Consider the following 19441-nt stretch of genomic DNA (forward strand, 5'->3'; position numbering starts at 1 on the left):
TCCCCATCCCCCACCCCATGAGCCTGCGCCTCCACAACACGCTGACGCGCCGGGTCGAGGCCTTCGCGCCGCTCGATCCCACGTGCCCCACGATGTATCTGTGCGGGCCGACGGTCTACAACTACGTGCATATTGGCAACGCGCGCGGCCCCGTCGTGTTCGACGTGCTGGCCGGCGTGCTGCGCCGACGCTTCGGCAACCTGCGCTATGCGCGCAACATCACCGACGTCGACGACAAGATCAACAACGCCGCGCGCGAAGCCGGCGTGCCGATCTCGGCGATCACCGACAAGTACACGCAGGCCTATCGCGAAGAGATGGCGCTGCTCGGCGTCGCGCCGCAGGAACTGCAGCCCAAGGCGACCGAGCACATCCCGCAGATCGTCGCGATGATCGAAACCCTGATCGAGCGCGGCCATGCGTACGCGGCGGAAGGCCACGTGCTCTTCGCGGTCGACAGCTATGCCGAATACGGCAAGCTCTCGCGCCGCGATCCGGAGGACATGCTCGCCGGCGCGCGCGTGGAAGTCGCGCCTTACAAGCGCAATCCCGGCGACTTCGTGCTGTGGAAGCCCTCGACCGACGACCTCCCCGGCTGGGACTCGCCGTGGGGCCGCGGCCGCCCGGGCTGGCACATCGAATGCTCGGCGATGGCCGAAGCGCACCTCGGCGAAACGATCGACATCCACGCCGGCGGCATCGACCTGCAGTTCCCGCACCACGAGAACGAAGTCGCGCAGAGCGAATGCGCGCACGGCGGCAAGCCCTTCGCGCGCTTCTGGCTGCACAACGGCATGCTGGTGTTCGGCGGCGCGAAGATGTCCAAGTCGCTCGGCAACGTCGAACGCATCCACGACCTGCTCGCGCAATGGCCGGCCGAAGCGCTGCGCTATTCGCTGCTGTCGGCGCACTACCGGCAGCCGCTCGACTGGACGCCCGCGCTGATCGAACAATCGATCCGCACGCTCGATCGCCTGTACGGCACGCTGCGCGACCTCGCCGACGTCGACGCTTCACCCGCGATCCCGCAATCGGTCGAGGACGCCCTCGACGACGACCTCAACACGCCGCAGGCGCTCGCGGAGATCGCGCGCATCGCGGCCGACGCGCGCAAGGTCGAAGGCCCCGACGCGCGACGCGAAGCGAAGGCCGCGCTGCTCGGCGCGGGCCTCGCGCTCGGCCTGCTGCAACAGGCGCCGGCCGACTGGTTCGGCCGCGGCGCGTCCAACGAGGACGACGCGCGCATCCAGGCGCTGATCGACGAGCGCATCGCGGCGAAAGCGGCGAGGGACTTCGCGCGCGCCGACGCCATCCGCAAGCAACTGGCCGACGACGGCATTCTCCTGGAAGACACGCCCCAGGGCGTACGCTGGAAACGTGGATGAATGACCTGACGCAACCGCCGTTCTTTCCCCTCGAACCGACCGCCGCCGAGGCGCAGCGGGCGATCGCGGAGGAGTTCGCGTTCTTCGGCGACTGGTCGGAGCGTTACCAGTACCTGATCGACCTCGGCCGCAAGTTGCCACCGTTCCCCGATGCGCAGAAGGTCGAGGAACATCGCCTGCTCGGTTGCCAGTCGATGGTGTGGATCGTGGTCGATGGCGACAAGGATCGCCTCGACTTCGCCGCCATCAGCGATTCGGCGATCGTCTCCGGCCTGTGTTTCCTCGCGCTGCGCGTGTATTCGGGGCGTTCGGCGGACGAGATCCTCGCGACGAGCCCCGACTACGTCGCCGACATCGGCCTGGCGAAGCACCTCTCGCCGACCCGCAGCAATGGCCACGCCGCGCTGCTCGCCTTCATCCGCGAGCGGGCGCAGGCCGCCGCGTGAGTTCGATCACCGCCGATACGCCGCTGCGCAACCGCGGCTTCGTCCAGCTGCTCAGCTATCGCATCCTCGCGATGCTGTCGTACCAGATGGTCGCGGTCACGGTCGGCTGGCACGTGTACGAACTCACCGGCGATCCGCTCGCGCTCGGGCTCGTCGGGCTTGCGGAAGTGATCCCCTACATCTGCGTCGCACCGTTCGCCGGGTATCTCGTCGACCACGTGCGACGCCGGCGCCTCGGCGCGGTGGCGTGCCTCGGGCTTGCGATCACCGCGATCGTGCTCGTCGGCATCGCGACCGGAAGGATCGCGACGAGCGGGACGTGGCTGATTTATGCCGCGGTCGCGCTCACCGGATCGGTGCGGTCGTTCCTCACGCCGATCTACAACACGCTGTTCGCGCGCATCCTGCCGCGCGAGCAGTACGCGCGCGGCGCGGGCTTCGGCAGCGTCGTGTTCCAGCTCGGCCTGGTGCTCGGCCCCGCGTTCGGCGGCGTCATGGTCGCGTGGGCCGGCAAGGGCGTCTCGTACGGCGTCGCCGGCGTGTTCGCGATCGCCGCGGGCCTGGCGCTGCTGATGCTGCACATGGAAGAGCCGCACATCCCGACCGAACGCGCGCCGATCTTCTCGAGCATCGGCGAAGGCCTGCGCTTCGTGTTCGGCCACCAGATCCTGCTCGGCGCGCTCGCGCTCGACATGTTCGCGGTGCTGTTCGGCGGCGCGGTCGCGCTGCTGCCCGCCTTCATCAAGGACATCCTGCACGCGGGCCCGGAAGCGCTCGGCATCCTGCGCGGCGCGCCCGCCGCGGGTGCGGTGATCGTCGGCCTGTGGCTCGCGCGCAAGCCGCCGGAAAAGGGGGCGGGCCGACTTCTGCTGATGGCGGTGGCCGGATTCGGCCTGTGCATCATCGGCTTCGCGCTCTCGCGCCACCTGTGGCTATCGGCGGCACTGCTGTTCGCCTCGGGCCTGTGCGACGGCGTGTCCGTGGTGCTGCGCTCGACGATCCTGCAACTCGCCACGCCCGACGCGATGCGCGGCCGCGTGTCGGCGATCAACGGGATCTTCATCGGCTCGTCGAACGAACTCGGCGCATTCGAGTCGGGCCTGGCCGCGAAGCTGATCGGGCTGGTGCCGAGCGTGATCTTCGGCGGATGCATGACGATATCGATCGTCGGGATCACGGCGAAGTTCGCGCCGAAGTTGCGGCGGTTGGATTTGCGCGAGCTGCATTGACGCAAAGCGGGAAACGGGAAACGGGAAACGAAAAGCGGGAAACGGGAAAAGAGGTACGCAGTGCCTCAGCCGGCGCGTGCCGAAGACACGCTTTCGACGCGTCGCAATGCGACCTTCGGCTCGCGCGCCCAAAATCGCCGCGCAACAGTCCCTCCCGTTTCCCGCTTCCGGTTTCCCGTTTCCCGCTCTTGCTCCAACAAAACGAAACCCCGCCGAAGCGGGGTCCGTTCTTCCTTGCGTCGGGCGAAAAACTCAATCGCCCATCTGCTTCTGCAAATGCTCCCAACGCTCCTGCTCGTCGATCGTGCGTTCGGCGGTCAGGCGCGCTTCGAGGCGTTCCAGGCCGATCTCTTCGCCCGAATCCACGCTGTAGCCGTACTCGCCGGCGTCCAGGCGCTTGAGCGTGCTGTCGATCTTGCCGATCAACTTGCGGTAGCGGTCGCGCGTGCGCAGTTCCAGGGAGTTCTCGGTCTCGCGCGTCGCACGTTCGGCTTCGTCGCCGACGTCGCGCACTTCGTCCTTCAGGTTCTCGATGGTCTGCTTGGATTCCTCGACGAGGTCGGCGCGCCACGAGAGCAGGCGCTGGCGGAAGTACTCCACCTGCAGCGCGCTCATGTATTCCTCGTCGCCCGAGGGCTTGTAACCCTGCGGAATGACGGGGCGACCCGTTCCTTCATCGGTCTTGTATTCGACGACTTTCACCTTGCCCCGCGGTGCAGGAGCGGCCGGCTTCGCGGCCACGGCAACAGCCACTTTACCTGCCGGGCGCGGGCGCGACGTGACGGCCTCCGACGACGACGCGGGCTTCGGCGCGGTCGCCAGGGCGGGTTTTGCATTCTTCATTTGTTCTTTCTGCGGTGCTGCAACGGCTGTGGACTTCGCAACTGCGGGCGCGGCCACCGGTGCGCTCTTGGTGGCGGGCTTGGCGGCGGGCTTCTTGACCGCGGCGACCTGCGGCTGCTTCGCGACGGGCGCGGGCACGGCCTTGACGGGCGGCGCGGCCTTCGCGGGAGCGGCCTTCGCAGGCGCGGGCGCGGGCTTGGATGCGGGCTTGGGTACGGGCTTGGCGACCGGCTTGCTCGCGGCCTTCGCCGGCATGGGCTTCTTCGCCGGTGCGGGCTTGGCGACGGGCTTGACGGCCTTCGCGGGTGCAGGCTTCCTGGCTGGCGCCGGCTTCGAGGGTGCTGATTTCGCGGGCACCGGCTTCTTCGCGACCGCGGCTTTCTTCGCGACCGGCTTGGTGATTTTTTTCGCGGCGGGCTTGGCGACCGGCTTCTTCGCCGGCGCAGCCTTCTTCGCGACAGGCTTCGCGGGCTTGGCCGCGGCCTTCTTCGCCGCAGGTTTCTTCGCGACGGGCTTGGTGGACTTCTTCGCGGCCTTGGCGGCCTTCTTCGCTGGTTTCTTCGCTGCCACGAGCGGTACGTCCCTCGTTCCCTTGAGGCGGGAAAGCGCGCTGTTATACCCTGCCCCGACAAGGGCGGCAACACGTGATCGATCGATTGCTCATCGGGGCCCTGCGCCTCTACAAACGTTTCATCAGCCCGCTGTTGGGGCCGCGTTGCCGCTTCGTGCCGAGTTGTTCGGAGTACGCGATGCAGGCGATCGCGCGCTTCGGTGCGGTGCGCGGCGGGTGGCTCGCGGCGCGGCGCATCGCGCGGTGCCATCCGTTCCATCCCGGCGGCCACGACCCCGTTCCGGGCGACGATACGAACCCACACACCCATCGCACGCATCGCTGAATGCGTCGCCACGAGAAGGACCCCGTCATGCCCGCGACGTCCAAGCCCACGCTGATCGTCAACGCCCGCCTGGTGAACGAAGGACGCGAGTTCGACGGCGACCTGCGCATCGAAGCCGGCCGCATCGCGCAGGTCGGCAGCGGTTTGTCCGCGCGCGAGGGCGAGCACGTCGTCGACGCCGCCGGCCGCCGCCTGCTGCCGGGCATGATCGACGACCAGGTCCACTTCCGCGAACCGGGCATGGAATACAAGGCCGACATCGCGACCGAATCGGCCGCGGCGGTCGCCGGCGGGCTCACCAGCTTCATGGACATGCCGAACACCAACCCGCCGACGCTCGACAGCGCCGCGCTGGAAGACAAGTACCGCCGCGCCACCGGCCGCGCCTGGGGCAACTTCGGCTTCTACATGGGCGCGAGCAACGACAACATCGAGGCGATCCGCGCGCTCGATCCGCTGCGCGCGCCGGGCATCAAGGTGTTCATGGGCGCCTCGACCGGCAACATGCTGGTCGACAACCCGGAAACGCTCGACGCGATCTTCCGCGATGCACCGACGCCGATCATCACGCATTGCGAAGACACGCCGATGATCGACGCCGAGCTGGCGAAGTACAAGGCGAAGTACGGCGACGACATCCCGGCGGAATTCCACGCCGACATCCGCTCGCGGCAGGCGTGCATCAAGTCCACGCGGCTGGCGATGGAACTCGCGCGCCGCAACGACACGCGCCTGCACGTGCTGCACATCAGCACCGCCGACGAGCTGGCGCTGTTCGAACGCGGCCCGCTGGTGCGCGCCGACGGTTCGCGCAAGCAGATCACCGCCGAGACGTGCATCCATTTCCTGCGCTTCGATCGCGCCGACTACGCCGCGCTCGGCAACCTGATCAAGTGCAACCCGTCGATCAAGGAAGCGAGCGATCGCCAGGCGCTGATCGCCGCCATCGGCGACGACATCATCGACGTGCTCGCCACCGACCACGCGCCGCACACGCTGGAAGAAAAAGCGCGTCCCTATACCTCCGCGCCGAGCGGCCTGCCGCTGGTGCAGTACGCGCTGGTCGCGGCGCTCGAACTCGTGCGCGAAGGCAAGCTCACCAACGCGCAGGTCGTGCAGAAGGTCTCGCACGCGCCGGCGCAGTTGTTCGACGTCGCGCAGCGCGGCTATCTGCGCGAAGGCTATGCGGCCGATCTCGTGCTGATCGACGACACGCCGTTCACCGTGCGCCGCGAGGACGTGCTGTCGAAGTGCGGGTGGTCGCCGTTCGAGGGACGCACGTTCCATTCGCGCATCGGCGCGACGTGGGTGAACGGCGTGCTCGCATGGGATGGCGCGCAGTTGGTCGGCGGGCCGAACGGGCAGCGCCTGGAGTTCGCGCGTTGACGTCGGCATCCCCGCGCAGGCGGGGATTCGGGCGCGCTGTACGCCTGATGATGTCGATTGCCTGGATCCCCGCATGCGCGGGGATGACGGTGCTGGCAGGTTGCACCGCGACCGCGGAAACCCGCTCCGCCCAATCGCCCTCGCCCGCTATCGCGGGCACGCGCGCGACGATCCTGCCGCCCACTGTCGAACAGGGCGCGCTCGTCATCGGCACGACGCATCCGGCCGCGACGGTCGAGTACGCGGGCCGTCGCGTGCGGGTGTCACCCGACGGCGTGTTCGCGATCGGCATCGCACGTGACGCGGCCTCGCCCGCCATCGTGGTCGTGACGCAGCCGGGCACACCGCGCACCGAACATCGCATCGAAGTACGACCGCGCGACTGGCCGGTCGAACGCATCACCGGCGTGCCCCCGAAAACCGTGAAACCGCCGCCCGAGATCGCCGCACGCATCGCGCGCGAACAGGCCGAGGTCAGCGCCGCGCGCACGCGCGACGATGCGCGCGCGGATTTCGCGCAAGCCTTCCGCTGGCCCGTGCAGGGCCGCATCAGTGGTCGATTCGGCAATGCGCGCGTGTACGTGCTGCCCGACGGCACCGACGTGCCGCAGACGCCGCATTCGGGCATGGATATCGCCGCGCCGACCGGAACACCGGTGCAGGCGCCCGCGCCGGGCGTGGTGACGTTCGCGCGCAGCGATCTCTATCTCACCGGCGGCACGGTGCTGCTCGACCATGGGCAAGGCGTGAGTTCGAACTTCCTGCATCTTTCGCGCATTGACGTGCGCGTGGGCGATCGCGTCGAACAGGGCCAGGTCATCGGCGCGGTCGGCGCGACCGGGCGCGCGAGCGGGCCGCACCTGCATTGGGGCATGAATTGGTTCGACGTGCGCGTCGACCCGCTGCTGGTGCTCAGCGCGACGCGTTGACACCCGACACGCGCGCGACCGCGTCGTGCGGATGCAGGCTCTCGAAATGCGCGACGCGCACGTCGTAGCGCTCGATGCGCTCGTCGTTCGACATCACGCCCGCCACGCGACGCGCGGCGTCTTCGCAGAACATCAGGTTGGCCGCGTTGAGTTCGGCGAAGGCCTGTTCGTCTTCGCGCTTCACCGCGGTCTGCACCGGCGTGCCGAGCGCGGCTTCGACCGCGTCGACCAGCGCGAGCAGCGGCAGTTCGTCGAACGAAGGACGCAGCACCGCGCGCACGTCGGCGCGGCTTCGCTGCGCGTGCGGCGTCGCGGCGAGGCCGCGTTCGGAGGCCAGCCATTCGCCGACGACCTGCGCATTGAGCGGGCGCGCAGCGGCGAAATCGCTGGCGAAGCGTTCGGCATTGCGCTGGCGCGACAGCGCGGCCGACGCCGGACACGTGCTCGAGTACTCGACCGCGAAACCGAGCGCGAGATGGAAATGCCCATCGGCGAGTTCGGCTTCGATCGACACCGGATAGCGCTTCCAACCGACGTTGCCGCTCGCGAGCGCTTCGCGCTGCAGCAGGTGTTCATAGCGGATGTGCAGGCGCGCGCGCGACGAGGCGCCGTTCTGCGAATCGACGAAGCCCTGCAGCACGCGGCGCAGGCCGCCCGGCGTGATCGCTTCGCTCGCGAACGCCTGCTGCAACTGCAGGTACAGGCGCGACATGTGGATGCCGCGGGCCTGGCCATCGCGCAGGTCGACCGCGACATCGACGTCGGCCGCGACCTGCACGACCTGTCCGTCGGGGTCGTGGATGCGCACGGGCACGGCGATGCGGTCCATGCCAACCCAGTCGAGCGGGCGTGCGAGCGCCGCCGTCTCGAAGGCGACGTCGGGCAACTGGGACTGGGCGGGGGTGCGTGGGGGATTCATGAGGGGCGCATTGTAGCGAGGGTGCGCCCCGGGTCGTGACGATACGCGTGCAACGCAGCGTCGCTCAGCGGCGCGCGGCCCGCCAGGCGGTGAACAGCGCGCGCCAGCCCGGCAGCGGGCGGTCCTGGGGGTTCGAGCCCTTCGCGAACAGGCGCAGGCGTTCGTGCACCAGCGAGGCATGCAGGCGGCCGGCGACCGAACCGCCGAAGGGCAGCGGCCACGTTTCGAGCAGGCGCGCGGCCCACAGGCGCGAGGCGGCGGACGGCGCGGCGTTCGCGCCGGCCTTCGCGACGAATTGCAGCGGGGGCATGTCGTCGGCTTCCGAGATCACGCGCTTGGCGAGCAACGCCGCGATCACGCTGCGCGTCGGCGCGGGTTCGCCGCCATTGAACAAGGTCGACGCAATGGTCGAGACCCCTTCGGCGAACGGTTCGAGTTTCGCGAAGGCTTCGTCTTCGGTCGCGGCGCGCTCGCGGCTCGCGAGCAGCGACGGCAGCGTCGCGGCGAGCGCATGCCACGCGGCCGGTTCGCGCTGCAGCACGATGCCGAGCGGATGGCGGCGCACGCCGCGGCTCCAGCCCTGCAGTTCTTCGGCCCACCATCCGAGCTTCGCTTCGCCGGGGCGCGGATCGGAGCCGCCCCACGCGGCGTGCGTGAGTTCGTCGCGCAGCGCGAACCACGCGGCCGCGCGCTCGCGATGCAGCGGACCGAGGAACGGTTCGGCGAACGACCATTCCGGCAAGCGCTCGCGCCACTTTTCCAGCGCACTGTCGACGGCGGCATCGCGCACGGTCATGGCCAGCGCTCCGGTGCGCAAAGTTCGGAAGGAAGATCGATCATCGCGTCGCCCTGCCACGCGATGGGGTCGTCCTCGTCGAGTCGATAGCCCCACAGCGCGACGACCGACCGCATGCCTGCCGCGCGCGCGGCGACGATGTCGCGTTCGTCGTCGCCGACATACACGACCTCGTCGGGCGACAGGCCCATCGCTTCTGCCGCGTGCAGCAGGGGCAACGGATGCGGCTTGCGCTCGGGCAGCGTGTCGCCGCCGATCAGCACCGCGCAGCGCGCATCCCAGCCGAGCATCGGCATCAATTGCTTCGCGAGGTATTCGGGTTTATTGGTGACGATGCCCCAGCGGCAACCCGCCGACTCCAGCGCGTCCAGCATCGCTTCGATGCCATCGAACGGCGTGCCGTGGCGGCCGAGTTCGCGCTCGTAGGTGGCGAGGAATTCCGGGATCCACGCGTTGCGCTCGTCCGCCGGGACGTCGGGGAACGCAGCCGCGGTCATCGCGCGCGCGCCCTTCGACACCACCGGGCGCAGCGCTTCCATCTGCATCGGGCCGCGGCCGCGCGCGGCGCGCATCGCATCGACCGTCGCCAGCATGTCGGGCGCGCTGTCGAGGAGAGTGCCGTCGAGGTCGAACAGCACGGCTTTCGGGAACGTAGGTTGGGTCACGACGGTTTGCGCGCGCAGGCGAGATAGTTGACGTCGGTGCGGCGGCCGATGCGTGCGGCGTTGCGCCAGGGCTCGTACACCAGGCCGCTGACGTCCTCGAGTTCGAGGCCCGCTTCGCGCAGCCACGCGGCGAGTTCCGAAGGCTTGATGAAGTCGCGGTACTGGTGCGTGCCCTTCGGCAGGATGCGCGCGATGTATTCGGCGCCCACGATCGCCAGCGCGAATGCCGCCGGCGTGCGGTTGAGCGTCGAGAGGAACAGGCGCCCGCCCGGCTTGAGCATCGACGCGCACGCGGCGAGCACCGACGGCGGCGACGGCACGTGCTCGAGCATCTCCATGCAGGAGATCGCATCGAACGTCGCGGGCATCTGTTCGGCGAGGGTTTCGGCGGCGACCTGGCGGTAGTCGACCTTCACCCCGGATTCCAGGCCGTGCAGGCGCGCGATCTTCAGCAGGTCGGGCGCGAGGTCGATGGCGGTGACCTCGCTTCCGGCCGCGGCCATCGCTTCGCTGAGCAAGCCACCGCCGCAACCGACGTCGAGCACGCGCGCACCCTGCAGCGGCGTGCGATCGGCGATGTAGCGCAGGCGCGCGGGGTTCAGCGCGTGCAGCGCCTTCTGCGGGCCATCGGGATCCCACCAGCGGTGCGCGAGCTCGTTGAAACGATCGAGCTCGGCCTGGCGGAAATTGTCTTCGTTCGCTTGCGCCTGCGTCATGCGCTCACTGTCTCACGTCGTGCGTACTGCGGCGATGCGGGTTTGCCATTGACGTGCATTCGCCACGATGGCCTCGACGTCCATGTCGACCAGCAATCGTGCTTCGAGTTTCCGCACACCCGCGATCCACACATCGCTGACCTGGTGGCGGCCGCACGCGTAGACCAGTTGCGAGACGACGTGGTGCAGCGGTTGCGTTTCGAGCGCGCCGAGGTCGACGAGCGCGAGGTCCGCCTGCTTGCCCGGCTCGATCGAACCGATGCGCTCCTCGAAGCCCATCGCCTTCGCGCCGCCGAGCGTGGCCGCGCGGAGCGCGGCGAACGCATCCAGCGCCGACGCATCGTCGCCCACCGCCTTGGCGAGCAGCGCAGCGGTGCGCATCTCGCCGAACATGTCGAGGTCGTTGTTGCTCGCCGCGCCGTCGGTGCCGATGGCGAGGTTGACGCCGGCCTTCGCGAGCTTCGCCACGGGGCAGAAGCCGGAAGCGAGCTTGAGGTTGGATTCGGGGCAATGCGCGACGCTCACGCCGCGCTCGGCGCACAGCGCGATCTCGGCGTCGGTGAGCTGCGTCATGTGCACCGCGATGAGGCGGTCGTTCACCAGGCCCAGGCGATCCAGGCGCGCGATCTGGCTCTGGCCGAGCGTGCGGCGCGCTTCGGCGACTTCGTGCGCGGTCTCGTGGACGTGGCAATGTACCGGCACGTCGAGCTGGTCGGCGAGCATTCGGATGCGCTCGAAGTTCGCGTCCGACACGGTGTACGGCGCATGCGGCGCGAACGCGGTGGCGACCAGCGGATCGTTGCGCCACTGGTCGTGCACTTCACCGGCGCGATCGAAGTATTCGTCGGCGGTGCGCGCCCACGCGGTCGGGAAATCGATGACCGGCAGGCCGACGCGCGCGCGGAAACCATGCTTGCGGTAGGTGGCCGCCTGCACGTCGGGGAAGAAGTAGTTTTCGTTGCAGCACGTGGTGCCGCCGCGGACCATCTCGGCGATGGCGAGCGTAACGCCGTCGGCGATGAAGTCGGGTGCGACCACCGCGCCTTCGATCGGCCAGATGTGGCCCTGCAGCCATTCCATCAGCGGCAGGTCGTCGGCGACGCCGCGCAGCAGCGTCATCGGGTTGTGCGTGTGCGTGTTGACCAGGCCCGGGATCAGCGCGCCGTCGGGGCGCGAGACGACTTCGCGCGGGGCGAAGCGTTCGCGTGCCTCGTCGATCGGGAGGATCGCGACGATCGCGCCATCGCTGATCGCGACGGCGTGGCGCTCCAGCACCACGCCATGCGGGACCACCGGCACGACGTGGCCGGCTTCGATCAGCAGGTCGCAGGCTTCGGGCGCCATCGCGCTACCAGATGCCCGCACCCAGCGCGTACGTCAGGCCGAACGCGCCGGCGCCGAACAACAACCACGCGAGCAGCATCAGGCGCAGCGCCTCGAAGAACCCCAGCGCGCGCACGCGGCCCGGGAACACGCGCGGCAGCGTCGTGTTCCACAGCCACAACACCGCGCCTGCGGCGATGAGCACGCCGAAGAACCACACGGCGAGCTGGACGTATGCGGTCGAATCCATCGTTCTGGTCAGGTCAGGTCACTTCACGCGGCTGACGTATTCGCCCGAACGCGTATCGACCTTGATCGTCTCTTCGTTGCCGACGAACAGCGGCACGCGCACGACCGCGCCGGTCTCCAGCGTGGCCGGCTTGCCGCCGCCGCCCGAGGTGTCGCCGCGAACGCCCGGATCGGTTTCGACGATCTTGAGTTCGACGAAGTTGGGCGGCTGCACCATGATCGGCGTGCCGTTCCACAGCGTGACCACGCATTCCTCTTCGCCCTTCAGCCACTTGTCGGCCCCGCCCATGCCGGCCTTGTCGGCCTGCACCTGCTCGAAGGATTCGGGGTTCATGAAGTGCCAGTACTCGCCGTCGGCGTAGAGGAACTGCATGTCCGTGTCGACGACGTCGGCCTGCTCGACGTTGTCGGTCGCCTTCATCGTCATTTCGACGACGCGGCCCGACTTGATGCTGCGGTACTTCACGCGCGTGAACGCCTGGCCCTTGCCCGGCTTGACGTACTCGGTGTCGGTGATGATGCAAGGGTCGTTGTTGACCAGGATCTTCTGTCCGGTCTTCACGTCGTTCATGCCAAGGCTGGCCACGGTGCTGCTCCTGAAAAAGCTGGACGGCTACAATGCGTAGCTCGCCATGATAACCGCCCCGCCCCTTTCCCTGCAGCCGCCCGCCCCGGCAACCCCCGCCGATTCGCGCCATGACTGGCGCCACCAATGGCGCGATGCGATCCGCGATCCGCGTGAACTGCTTTCGTTGCTGGGCCTGGAAGCGCTGGCTTCCCGCATTTCGGACGAGGCGGCCGCGCAATTCCCCATGCGCGTTCCCCGGGCCTTCGTCGCGCGCATGCGCCGCGGCGACCCGCTCGATCCGCTGCTGCGGCAGGTGCTGCCGATGGACGACGAGGACCGGCTCGTCGCCGGCTTCGCCCTCGATGCGGTCGGCGACGTCGCGGCACGCACCGCCCACGGGGTCCTACAGAAGTACCGCGGCCGCGCGTTGCTCGTGGCCACCGGCAGCTGCGCGATCCACTGCCGCTACTGCTTCCGCCGCCACTTCGACTATGCCGGCGATACCGCGGCGGCCGGCGACTGGCGCGAGGCCGTGGCCCGCATCGCCGGGGACCCGTCGATCGAGGAAGTCCTCCTGAGCGGCGGCGACCCGCTCTCGCTGGCCACGCCGAAGCTCACCGAACTCACCGACGCGCTGGCCGCCGTTCCCCACATCCAGCGCCTGCGCATCCACACCCGCCTGCCGATCGTGCTGCCGGATCGCGTGGACGACGCGCTCGTCGCCTGGTTGCGCGCCCTGCCCTGGCCGGTGGTCGTGGTCGTGCATGCGAACCACGCGAACGAGTTCGACGCCTCGGTCGACGCCGCCATGGCCCGCCTGCGCGGCGCCGGCGCGATGCTGCTCAACCAGGCGGTGCTGCTGCGCGGGGTCAACGACGATGTCGAGGCGCTGGCCGACCTCGGCATGCGTGGCCTCGCGGCCGGCGTACTCCCTTATTACCTGCACCAGCTGGACCGCGTGCAAGGCGCGGCCCACTTCGAGGTGGACGACGCCACCGCGCTCGACCTGCACGGTGCGCTCCGCGCACGCACATCGGGGTACCTCGTGCCGCGCCTGGTTCGTGAACTACCCGGCGATACCGGCAAGAGACCCCTCGCCTGAGCGTTCGATACATGGACCGCGACCGGCCATTCGTGCCATAAGGTCAACCGTCCGTCGACCGGAAACGTTTCCCTTGCCCCGGTCGACCATGCGCGATTGACCAGAGAGCCACGGATGCGAGCCAAACAGGACAGCGTGCTGCGATTGCTGATCGTCGACGACAGTGTCGAGGCGGCCGAAGCCATCGTCAGCGGCCTGCGCAACGCGGGCATCGCGGTACGCGTGTCGCGTCCGGAGGACGAGGAATCGTTGCCCGCGCTCGTGGGCGGCGCGCTCGACCTGGTCATCGCCGCGAAGGATGCAAAGCACCCGCCGCTGTCCGCCGTCATGCAGGCGATCGACGCCAGCGGCAAGGACGTGCCGGTGCTGATGGTGGTCGACGCCGTCGACGACAACACGCTGCTGCAGGCGAGCGAGCGCGGTATCCGCGGCCTCGTGCTGCGCGGCCGCACGCCGCACGTGCTCGCCGTCGTGCGCGCCGAATGGGAAGACCTCGAAGCGCGCCGCGCGCAGCGCCTGCTCGAAGCGCAGGTGCGCGAGACCGAACGCCGCTGCGACGCGCTCATCGATTCCTCGCGCGAGCCCATCGCCTACGTGCACGAAGGCATGCACATCCGCGCGAACCAGGCGTACCTGGAGATGTTCGGCTTCGATTCGTTCGACGACATCGAAGGCATGTCGCTGCTCGACCTCGTCGCGCCCAGCCACGTCGCCGACTTCAAGACGCTGCTCAAGAAACTTTCGAAGGGCGACACGCCGCCGCCGCGCCACGAACTCGAGGCGCGCGACCAGGAAGGCAACCACTTCCCCGCCGTCATGGAGTTCACGCCCGCTTTCTACGAAGGCGAGTCGTGCGTGCAGATCGTGTTCCGCCGCCAGGAAAGCGACCCGGAACTCGCGCGCGAAGTCGAAGAACTGCGCCAGCGCGACCAGGCCACCGGCCTGCTCAACCGCCCGACGTTCCTGCAGCACCTGGAAACCGCTGTCGCCGGCACCGCGCAGAGCGGCGCGCACCACGGCTTCCTGCTGATCGAACCCGACCACTTCGTGCGCCTGATGCAGGAGATCGGCCTGGGCGCGGCGGACGACCTCATCGCCGCGATCGCCGACCGCCTGCGCAGCGCACTCGGCAAGGACGACGTACCCGCGCGCTTCGGCGAGCACCAGTTCGCGGTGCTGTCGAAGAACAGCGACCACGTCGGCACCGTCGCGCTCGCCGAACGCGTGCGCGCGGCGTTCGCCGACCACGTGTTCGAAGTCGGCGAGCGTTCGCTGTCGGCGACGGTGAGCATCGGCGGCGTGCAGATCGGCGAGAAGATCGCCTCGGTCACGCAGGTGCTGGCGAAGGCGAGCCAGGGCGTGCAGTCGTCGGTCGGCGTCGGCGGCAACCGCGCGGAGATCTTCGATCCGGGCGCGATCGATCGCGCCGAGGAAGAACGCGTGCGCGCGTGGGTCGAGCGCATCCGCGCGGCGGTCGACGGCGACGGTTTCGTGCTGCACTACCAGCCCGTCATCAACCTGCACGGCGAACCGGGCGAAACCTACGAAGCATTGCTGCGCCTGCGCGGCGGTGCGGAAGGCGAGCTCGTCGCGCCGCAGATGTTCCTGCCGGTCGCGGAAGAACACGGCCTGCTGTGGGAGATCGACCGCTGGGTCGCCGGTCGCGCGATCCAGGTGATCGCCGAACGTGCGCGCATGCGCAACGACACGACGCTGCTGGTCAAGATCACCCAGGCCTCGCTGCAGGACGACACGCTGGCGAAGTTCATCGGCGAGCAACTCGCCGCGCACAAGGCCCCCGGCGAACGCCTGGTGCTGCAGTTGCCCGAATCCAAGGTGTTCACCCACCTCAAGCAGGCGCAGGCCTTCCGCGATGCGGTGAAGCGCTTCGGCTGCCGCGTCGGCCTGGAGCAGTTCGGCACCGGCCTCAACTCCTTCCAGTTGATGCAGCACTTCGAACCGGCGCTGGTGAAGATCGACCGCGCCTTCATCCAGGACCTCGCGTCGAACCCCGACAACCAGGCGAAGATCCGCGAGATGAGCGCGCGCGCCGTCGACCAGGGCGCGCGCACGATCGCCGAGTTCGTGCAGGACGCCGGCAGCATGACGTTCCTGTTCTCGAGCGGCGTGGATTTCGTGCAGGGGCACTTCCTTGCGGCCGCAGGCCCCGAGATGGACTACGATTTCCAGTAGTTTTTCGCATGCGCGAACAACTTCCAGGCTTTGCTGCGCAAAACCTGGACCCTGGGCTTATTGGCTTCCAATTTCCCCGCGGCTGTCGCCGCGCCCCCTTTTACTAAAAGGGGGCTGACTCGCTCAGGCAACGTGCACTTCGCTCGTGACCTTTCGCGGCCTGCCACCGAGCTTGCCATTCGCCTGCGCTGCGGTCTTTTTCGCGGACGACACTGCCCGGCCGCCCTTGCGTCCGCGCTCCGCCATGAATTCGCGGGTACCGAAGATGCCTTCCAGCAAAGCCGGCAAGTAGAAGTCCGCATCCAACGCCGGCACATGAATGCCATATCCACTGGGGCTGATTTCAATCAGCCGCATGGCCTGCGCCTTTGCGTGCTCAAGGCCTTGCAGCGCAGTCGTGGGGAAGCCGACGTAGACGCCGCCCTCGAGCTGCACGACCAGCGCCTTGCTGGCCGCGTCGTATCGAGCTGCGACGGCCTTTGGAACATGCGCCTTCAGCGCGTGCGCGCGCTTACGTGCGGCTTGCATCCGGGATTTAGTAACGGCCATGGATGTCGCTCCACTGCTTGCACAGTTCCGCGAGGTCTGCAGACAAATGCGATTGAATCGTTCCCAACGTTCGTCTCGGAAAGTTGTGATTGATCTTCAGGACCGGAGGCCCATCGGGGCAGTTCAACTCGAACACTGCCTCGTATCCATTTCCCACGACGTGCACGTGGCACGGGGTGTGGTCGTTGGGATAGATGACCACGCGGTAGCTGAGGAACCTCAAGACGGTCGGCATCGTACCAAAACCTAAGCAGGTTGGGTTTACGCCGAAGGTTATGGGCGCAGAGGCGACGTTTACCGGTGGCTCTGCAAATCGAGAGCGTTCGGGTCGGCCATGAACGAAAAAGCCGCGCATCTCTGCGCGGCCTTTTGCTTCTGCCAATCACGAATCACGAACCACCAATCACGGCCCTCAGGCAACGACGCCCTGTCGCACCGCGCCCTGGTCCGGCTGCCAGTTACGCAGCGCCTGGATGCGTTCTTCCAGCGGCGGGTGGCTGAGGAACAGGCGGCGGAAGCCGTGGCCGACGGCGCCGCTGATGCCGAACGCGGCGACCTGCTTGGGCAGCGTGTTCTCGCCGTAGGTCAGCGACAGGCGCTGCAGGGCGGCGACCATCTTGTCGCGGCCGGCGAGCGTGGCGCCGCCCGCGTCGGCGCGGAATTCGCGGTGACGAGAGAACCACATCGCGATCATGCTCGCGAACAGGCCGAACACCATATCGAGCACGAACACGATCACGAAGTAACCGATGCCGACGCCGTCGCCTTCGCGGTTGCCGCTGAGCCAGGCGTCGATGACGCGGCCGAGCACGCGCGAGAGCACGATCACGAAAGTGTTCAGCACGCCCTGCAGCAGCGCCATCGTCACCATGTCGCCGTTGGCGACGTGGCTGACTTCGTGCCCGAGCACGGCTTCGGCTTCGTCGCGGTCCATCGCGCGCAGCAGGCCGGTCGACACGGCGACCAGCGCCTTGTTGCGGTTGGCGCCGGTGGCGAACGCATTGATTTCCGGCGCGTCGTAGATGGCGACCTCCGGCATGCCGATGCCGGCGGCCTGCGCCTGGCGGCGGACCGTGTCGTACAACCAGCGCTCGGTGTCGTTGCGCGGCGTGTCGATGACGTGCGCACGCGTCGCGCGCTTGGCCATCCACTTGGAGATCAGCAGCGAGATGATCGAACCGCCGAAGCCGAAGACCGCGGCCATCACGAGCAGGCCCGCCATCGACTGCGGATTGATGCCGAACACCGCCATCACGACGCTCAGCAGGCCGAGCACGGCGAGGTTGGTGGCGAGGAACAACACGATGCGCTTGAACATGTTCGTCACATCCCTATTGGCCGCAGACAGAGCGGCACATGCGTGAAGTGTGGCGAGCATCGGGTAAATTCAAGCGGAATGCCAACAAGAAGCGCCCCGGAACCCACGTCAGCGCCGCCGCAACGCGGGCGGGGACGCTTCGCGCCCTCGCCGACCGGGCCGCTGCACTTCGGCTCGCTGCTGGCCGCGTTCGGCAGCTGGTTGCTGGCACGGCACGCGGGTGCGGAATGGTGGGTGCGCGTCGAGGATCTCGATCCGCCGCGCGAGCAATCGGGCGCGATCGACCGGCAATTGCGCACGCTCGAAGCCTTCGGCCTCGTCTCCGACGGTCCGATCCTGCGGCAGAGTTCGCGCGATGCGGCCTACCGCACGGCGCTCGACCGGCTGCTGGCGGAGGGGGCTGCGTTCGAATGCTGGTGCAGCCGCGCGGACCTGCTCGCCACCGGCAGCGTGCACCACGCCTGCCTGAGCGGGCCGACGGAAGGTCGCACGCCCGCGATCCGGTTGCGCATCCCGCGTGGCGCGATCATCGGGTTCGACGACGCGATCCAGGGCCGCATCGTGCAGGACGTCGGCACCGAAGTCGGCGACGTCGTCCTGCGCCGCGCCGACGGCTACTGGGCCTATCAACTCGCGGTCGTCGTCGACGACGCGGCGCAGGGCATCACGCAAGTCGTGCGCGGCGCCGACCTGCTCGACTCGACGCCACGCCAGGTCTTCCTGCAGCGCGCGCTCGGCCTGCCCACGCCGGACTACGCGCACCTGCCCCTGGTCGTCGACCACGAAGGCCGAAAGCTCTCGAAATCCCTGTCGGCGTTGCCCATCGACGATGCCGACCCGCTCCCCGCGTTGCGTGCCGCATGGCGCGCGATGGGACAGGATCCCGCCGCGCTCGCGCAGGTGGCCGACGTGCCCTCCGCGCTCGACGCAGCGCGCGCCGCCTTCGTGCCCGACTGGATACCCTCGGGGTCCGTTGCATTGCACAACACGGGTGTCGCAATCGCGCCATAGACTGGGGCTCGTCCTTTTCGATCGGAGCACGGCATGACTTCGAGGGTGGCCCTGGTGACGGGTGGCACGGGCGGCATCGGCACGGCGATCTGCCGCAGGCTGGCGCTGTCCGGGCATCGCGTGGCGACGAACTACCGCAACGAGGAAAAGGCGCGCGCCTGGCAGGCGCAGTTGAAGGCCGAAGGCATCGACGTCGCGATCGCGCCGGGCGATGTGTCGACGGCCGAGGACGCCGAATCGATGGTGCGCGCGGTCGAAGCGCTGGTCGGCCCCGTCGACATCCTCGTCAACAACGCGGGCATCACCCGCGACACCACCTTCCACAAGATGACGTCGCAGCAGTGGAACGAAGTCATCTGCACCAACCTCAACTCCTGTTTCAACGTCACCCGCCCCGTGATCGAAGGCATGCGCGCCCGCAAGTGGGGCCGCATCATCCAGATCAGCTCGATCAACGGACAGAAGGGCCAGTACGGCCAGGCCAACTACGCCGCCGCGAAGGCGGGCATGCACGGCTTCACGATCTCGCTGGCGCAGGAGAACGCGAAGTTCGGCATCACCGTCAACACGGTTTCGCCCGGTTACATCGGCACCGACATGGTCATGGCGGTGCCGGAGGACGTGCGCAACAAGATCGTGGCGCAGATTCCGACGGGGCGGCTCGGCGATCCGGACGAGATCGCCTACGCGGTGTCGTTCTTCATTCCCGACGAGGCCGGGTGGATCACCGGGGCCAACCTGTCCGCCAATGGTGGGCAGTACATGGGTTGGTGAACGCGACTCACGGGGTTGGAGGGGCAACGCCCCTTCAACCGGTGTCGCGCAGCTGACTCTTCGCCAAACCCGCCGTTCACGATGATGACCTGAGGGTCTTGACAGCCCTGTTGCAAACCGGTGTTGCAGTGCGCCATGCTCGGC

The 19441-nt window shown here is 68.3% G+C and carries 21 protein-coding genes; 10 read left to right on the forward strand and 11 right to left on the reverse strand.

Translation table 11 applies throughout. The features are described from left to right. The first annotated feature begins 17 nt into the window (after positions 1-17). The 3 genes from cysS to LK996_RS02570 are packed head-to-tail and all read left to right on the forward strand — an operon-like array spanning position 18 to position 3060. Positions 18-1385, forward strand: coding sequence for a cysteine--tRNA ligase (cysS, locus tag LK996_RS02560; protein ID WP_230525610.1), 1368 nt, complete (start codon positions 18-20; stop codon positions 1383-1385). Between the two features lie 5 nt (positions 1386-1390). Then, the gene (locus tag LK996_RS02565; protein ID WP_230526810.1) at positions 1391-1831 is read left to right on the forward strand and encodes a SufE family protein; all 441 of its coding nucleotides are present in this window, start codon (positions 1391-1393) and stop codon (positions 1829-1831) included. Then, positions 1828-3060 carry an MFS transporter gene (locus LK996_RS02570; RefSeq protein WP_230525611.1) on the forward strand — a complete coding sequence of 411 codons (1233 nt, stop codon included), beginning with the start codon at positions 1828-1830 and terminating at the stop codon, positions 3058-3060. The genes LK996_RS02565 and LK996_RS02570 overlap by 4 nt, the downstream gene beginning before the upstream one ends. A gap of 252 nt (positions 3061-3312) precedes the next feature. On the opposite strand, the gene dksA is transcribed toward LK996_RS02570, so the two are convergent. Continuing rightward, positions 3313-4473, reverse strand: a complete 1161-nt coding sequence (gene dksA / locus LK996_RS02575) for an RNA polymerase-binding protein DksA (RefSeq protein WP_230525612.1) — start codon at positions 4471-4473, stop codon at positions 3313-3315. 74 nt (positions 4474-4547) lie between these two features. On the opposite strand from dksA, the gene yidD reads away from it, so the two are divergent. The 3 genes from yidD (at position 4548) to LK996_RS02590 (ending at position 7114) form a co-directional block, all read left to right on the forward strand. Further along, complete coding sequence (gene yidD, locus LK996_RS02580; RefSeq protein WP_230525613.1) at positions 4548-4799, forward strand: membrane protein insertion efficiency factor YidD; 252 nt, start codon at positions 4548-4550, stop codon at positions 4797-4799. A gap of 27 nt (positions 4800-4826) precedes the next feature. Further along, the gene (locus LK996_RS02585; protein WP_230525614.1) at positions 4827-6185 is read left to right on the forward strand and encodes a dihydroorotase; all 1359 of its coding nucleotides are present in this window, start codon (positions 4827-4829) and stop codon (positions 6183-6185) included. Between the two features lie 83 nt (positions 6186-6268). Continuing rightward, entirely contained in the window at positions 6269-7114 is an 846-nt protein-coding gene (locus LK996_RS02590; RefSeq protein ID WP_230526811.1) for a M23 family metallopeptidase, read from the forward strand. On the opposite strand, the gene folE2 is transcribed toward LK996_RS02590, so the two are convergent. From folE2 to efp, 7 genes are all read right to left on the reverse strand, one after another. Further along, positions 7098-8033, reverse strand: a complete 936-nt coding sequence (folE2, locus tag LK996_RS02595) for a GTP cyclohydrolase FolE2 (protein ID WP_230525615.1) — start codon at positions 8031-8033, stop codon at positions 7098-7100. The genes LK996_RS02590 and folE2 overlap by 17 nt on opposite strands. Positions 8034-8097: 64 nt before the next feature. Then, a complete protein-coding gene (locus LK996_RS02600; protein ID WP_230525616.1) occupies positions 8098-8829 on the reverse strand; it encodes a phytoene/squalene synthase family protein in 732 nt (243 codons plus the stop codon). Continuing rightward, on the reverse strand, positions 8826-9512 hold the full coding sequence (locus LK996_RS02605; RefSeq protein ID WP_425493729.1) for a phosphoglycolate phosphatase: 687 nt from the start codon (positions 9510-9512) through the stop codon (positions 8826-8828). The genes LK996_RS02600 and LK996_RS02605 overlap by 4 nt, the downstream gene beginning before the upstream one ends. Further along, positions 9491-10210, reverse strand: coding sequence for a bifunctional 2-polyprenyl-6-hydroxyphenol methylase/3-demethylubiquinol 3-O-methyltransferase UbiG (ubiG, locus tag LK996_RS02610; RefSeq protein WP_230525618.1), 720 nt, complete (start codon positions 10208-10210; stop codon positions 9491-9493). Before ubiG ends, LK996_RS02605 begins: the two co-directional genes overlap by 22 nt. 12 nt (positions 10211-10222) lie before the next feature. Beyond that, complete coding sequence (locus LK996_RS02615) at positions 10223-11554, reverse strand: TRZ/ATZ family hydrolase (RefSeq protein WP_230525619.1); 1332 nt, start codon at positions 11552-11554, stop codon at positions 10223-10225. A gap of 4 nt (positions 11555-11558) precedes the next feature. Next, positions 11559-11783 carry a hypothetical protein gene (locus LK996_RS02620; RefSeq protein WP_230525620.1) on the reverse strand — a complete coding sequence of 75 codons (225 nt, stop codon included), beginning with the start codon at positions 11781-11783 and terminating at the stop codon, positions 11559-11561. Positions 11784-11801: 18 nt separating this feature from the next. After that, a complete protein-coding gene (gene efp, locus LK996_RS02625) occupies positions 11802-12368 on the reverse strand; it encodes an elongation factor P (RefSeq protein ID WP_230525621.1) in 567 nt (188 codons plus the stop codon). A 46-nt stretch (positions 12369-12414) separates the two neighbouring features. Here efp and epmB point away from each other — a divergent pair, with 46 nt between their 5' ends. Together epmB and LK996_RS02635 are read left to right on the forward strand one after the other, a co-directional pair. After that, positions 12415-13452: an EF-P beta-lysylation protein EpmB gene (gene epmB, locus LK996_RS02630; RefSeq protein ID WP_230525622.1), complete on the forward strand. Its 1038-nt coding sequence runs from the start codon at positions 12415-12417 to the stop codon at positions 13450-13452. Positions 13453-13566: 114 nt separating this feature from the next. Then, on the forward strand, positions 13567-15645 hold the full coding sequence (locus tag LK996_RS02635) for an EAL domain-containing response regulator (RefSeq protein WP_230525623.1): 2079 nt from the start codon (positions 13567-13569) through the stop codon (positions 15643-15645). Between the two features lie 123 nt (positions 15646-15768). On the opposite strand, the gene LK996_RS02640 is transcribed toward LK996_RS02635, so the two are convergent. Genes LK996_RS02640 through htpX form a run of 3 tightly spaced genes read right to left on the reverse strand, consistent with a single transcriptional unit; the run spans position 15769 to position 17512 of the window. Continuing rightward, the gene (locus LK996_RS02640) at positions 15769-16173 is read right to left on the reverse strand and encodes a DUF2442 domain-containing protein (protein WP_230525624.1); all 405 of its coding nucleotides are present in this window, start codon (positions 16171-16173) and stop codon (positions 15769-15771) included. Between the two features lie 7 nt (positions 16174-16180). After that, positions 16181-16549, reverse strand: a complete 369-nt coding sequence (locus tag LK996_RS16730; RefSeq protein ID WP_425493730.1) for a DUF4160 domain-containing protein — start codon at positions 16547-16549, stop codon at positions 16181-16183. Positions 16550-16606: 57 nt separating this feature from the next. After that, a complete protein-coding gene (gene htpX, locus LK996_RS02645) occupies positions 16607-17512 on the reverse strand; it encodes a protease HtpX (RefSeq protein WP_230525625.1) in 906 nt (301 codons plus the stop codon). Between the two features lie 78 nt (positions 17513-17590). On the opposite strand from htpX, the gene gluQRS reads away from it, so the two are divergent. Beyond that, the gene (gene gluQRS, locus LK996_RS02650; RefSeq protein ID WP_230525626.1) at positions 17591-18523 is read left to right on the forward strand and encodes a tRNA glutamyl-Q(34) synthetase GluQRS; all 933 of its coding nucleotides are present in this window, start codon (positions 17591-17593) and stop codon (positions 18521-18523) included. A 33-nt stretch (positions 18524-18556) separates the two neighbouring features. After that, positions 18557-19297, forward strand: a complete 741-nt coding sequence (gene phbB, locus LK996_RS02655; protein WP_230525627.1) for an acetoacetyl-CoA reductase — start codon at positions 18557-18559, stop codon at positions 19295-19297. Positions 19298-19441 lie beyond the last annotated feature (144 nt).

The organism is Noviluteimonas lactosilytica, from assembly GCF_020866925.1.
Lineage (GTDB): Bacteria > Pseudomonadota > Gammaproteobacteria > Xanthomonadales > Xanthomonadaceae > Noviluteimonas > Noviluteimonas lactosilytica.

Coding starts and splice junctions, on each gene's coding strand:
- LK996_RS16730 (WP_425493730.1), bottom strand. CDS start 16,549: ATGCGCGGCTTTTTCGTTCATGGCCGACCCGAACGCTCTCGATTTGCA.
- htpX (WP_230525625.1), bottom strand. CDS start 17,512: ATGTTCAAGCGCATCGTGTTGTTCCTCGCCACCAACCTCGCCGTGCTC.
- LK996_RS02640 (WP_230525624.1), bottom strand. CDS start 16,173: ATGCAAGCCGCACGTAAGCGCGCGCACGCGCTGAAGGCGCATGTTCCA.
- LK996_RS02590 (WP_230526811.1), top strand. CDS start 6,269: ATGACGGTGCTGGCAGGTTGCACCGCGACCGCGGAAACCCGCTCCGCC.
- gluQRS (WP_230525626.1), top strand. CDS start 17,591: ATGCCAACAAGAAGCGCCCCGGAACCCACGTCAGCGCCGCCGCAACGC.
- LK996_RS02615 (WP_230525619.1), bottom strand. CDS start 11,554: ATGGCGCCCGAAGCCTGCGACCTGCTGATCGAAGCCGGCCACGTCGTG.
- ubiG (WP_230525618.1), bottom strand. CDS start 10,210: ATGACGCAGGCGCAAGCGAACGAAGACAATTTCCGCCAGGCCGAGCTC.
- phbB (WP_230525627.1), top strand. CDS start 18,557: ATGACTTCGAGGGTGGCCCTGGTGACGGGTGGCACGGGCGGCATCGGC.
- LK996_RS02635 (WP_230525623.1), top strand. CDS start 13,567: ATGCGAGCCAAACAGGACAGCGTGCTGCGATTGCTGATCGTCGACGAC.
- LK996_RS02585 (WP_230525614.1), top strand. CDS start 4,827: ATGCCCGCGACGTCCAAGCCCACGCTGATCGTCAACGCCCGCCTGGTG.
- epmB (WP_230525622.1), top strand. CDS start 12,415: ATGATAACCGCCCCGCCCCTTTCCCTGCAGCCGCCCGCCCCGGCAACC.
- LK996_RS02600 (WP_230525616.1), bottom strand. CDS start 8,829: ATGACCGTGCGCGATGCCGCCGTCGACAGTGCGCTGGAAAAGTGGCGC.
- folE2 (WP_230525615.1), bottom strand. CDS start 8,033: ATGAATCCCCCACGCACCCCCGCCCAGTCCCAGTTGCCCGACGTCGCC.
- LK996_RS02620 (WP_230525620.1), bottom strand. CDS start 11,783: ATGGATTCGACCGCATACGTCCAGCTCGCCGTGTGGTTCTTCGGCGTG.
- cysS (WP_230525610.1), top strand. CDS start 18: ATGAGCCTGCGCCTCCACAACACGCTGACGCGCCGGGTCGAGGCCTTC.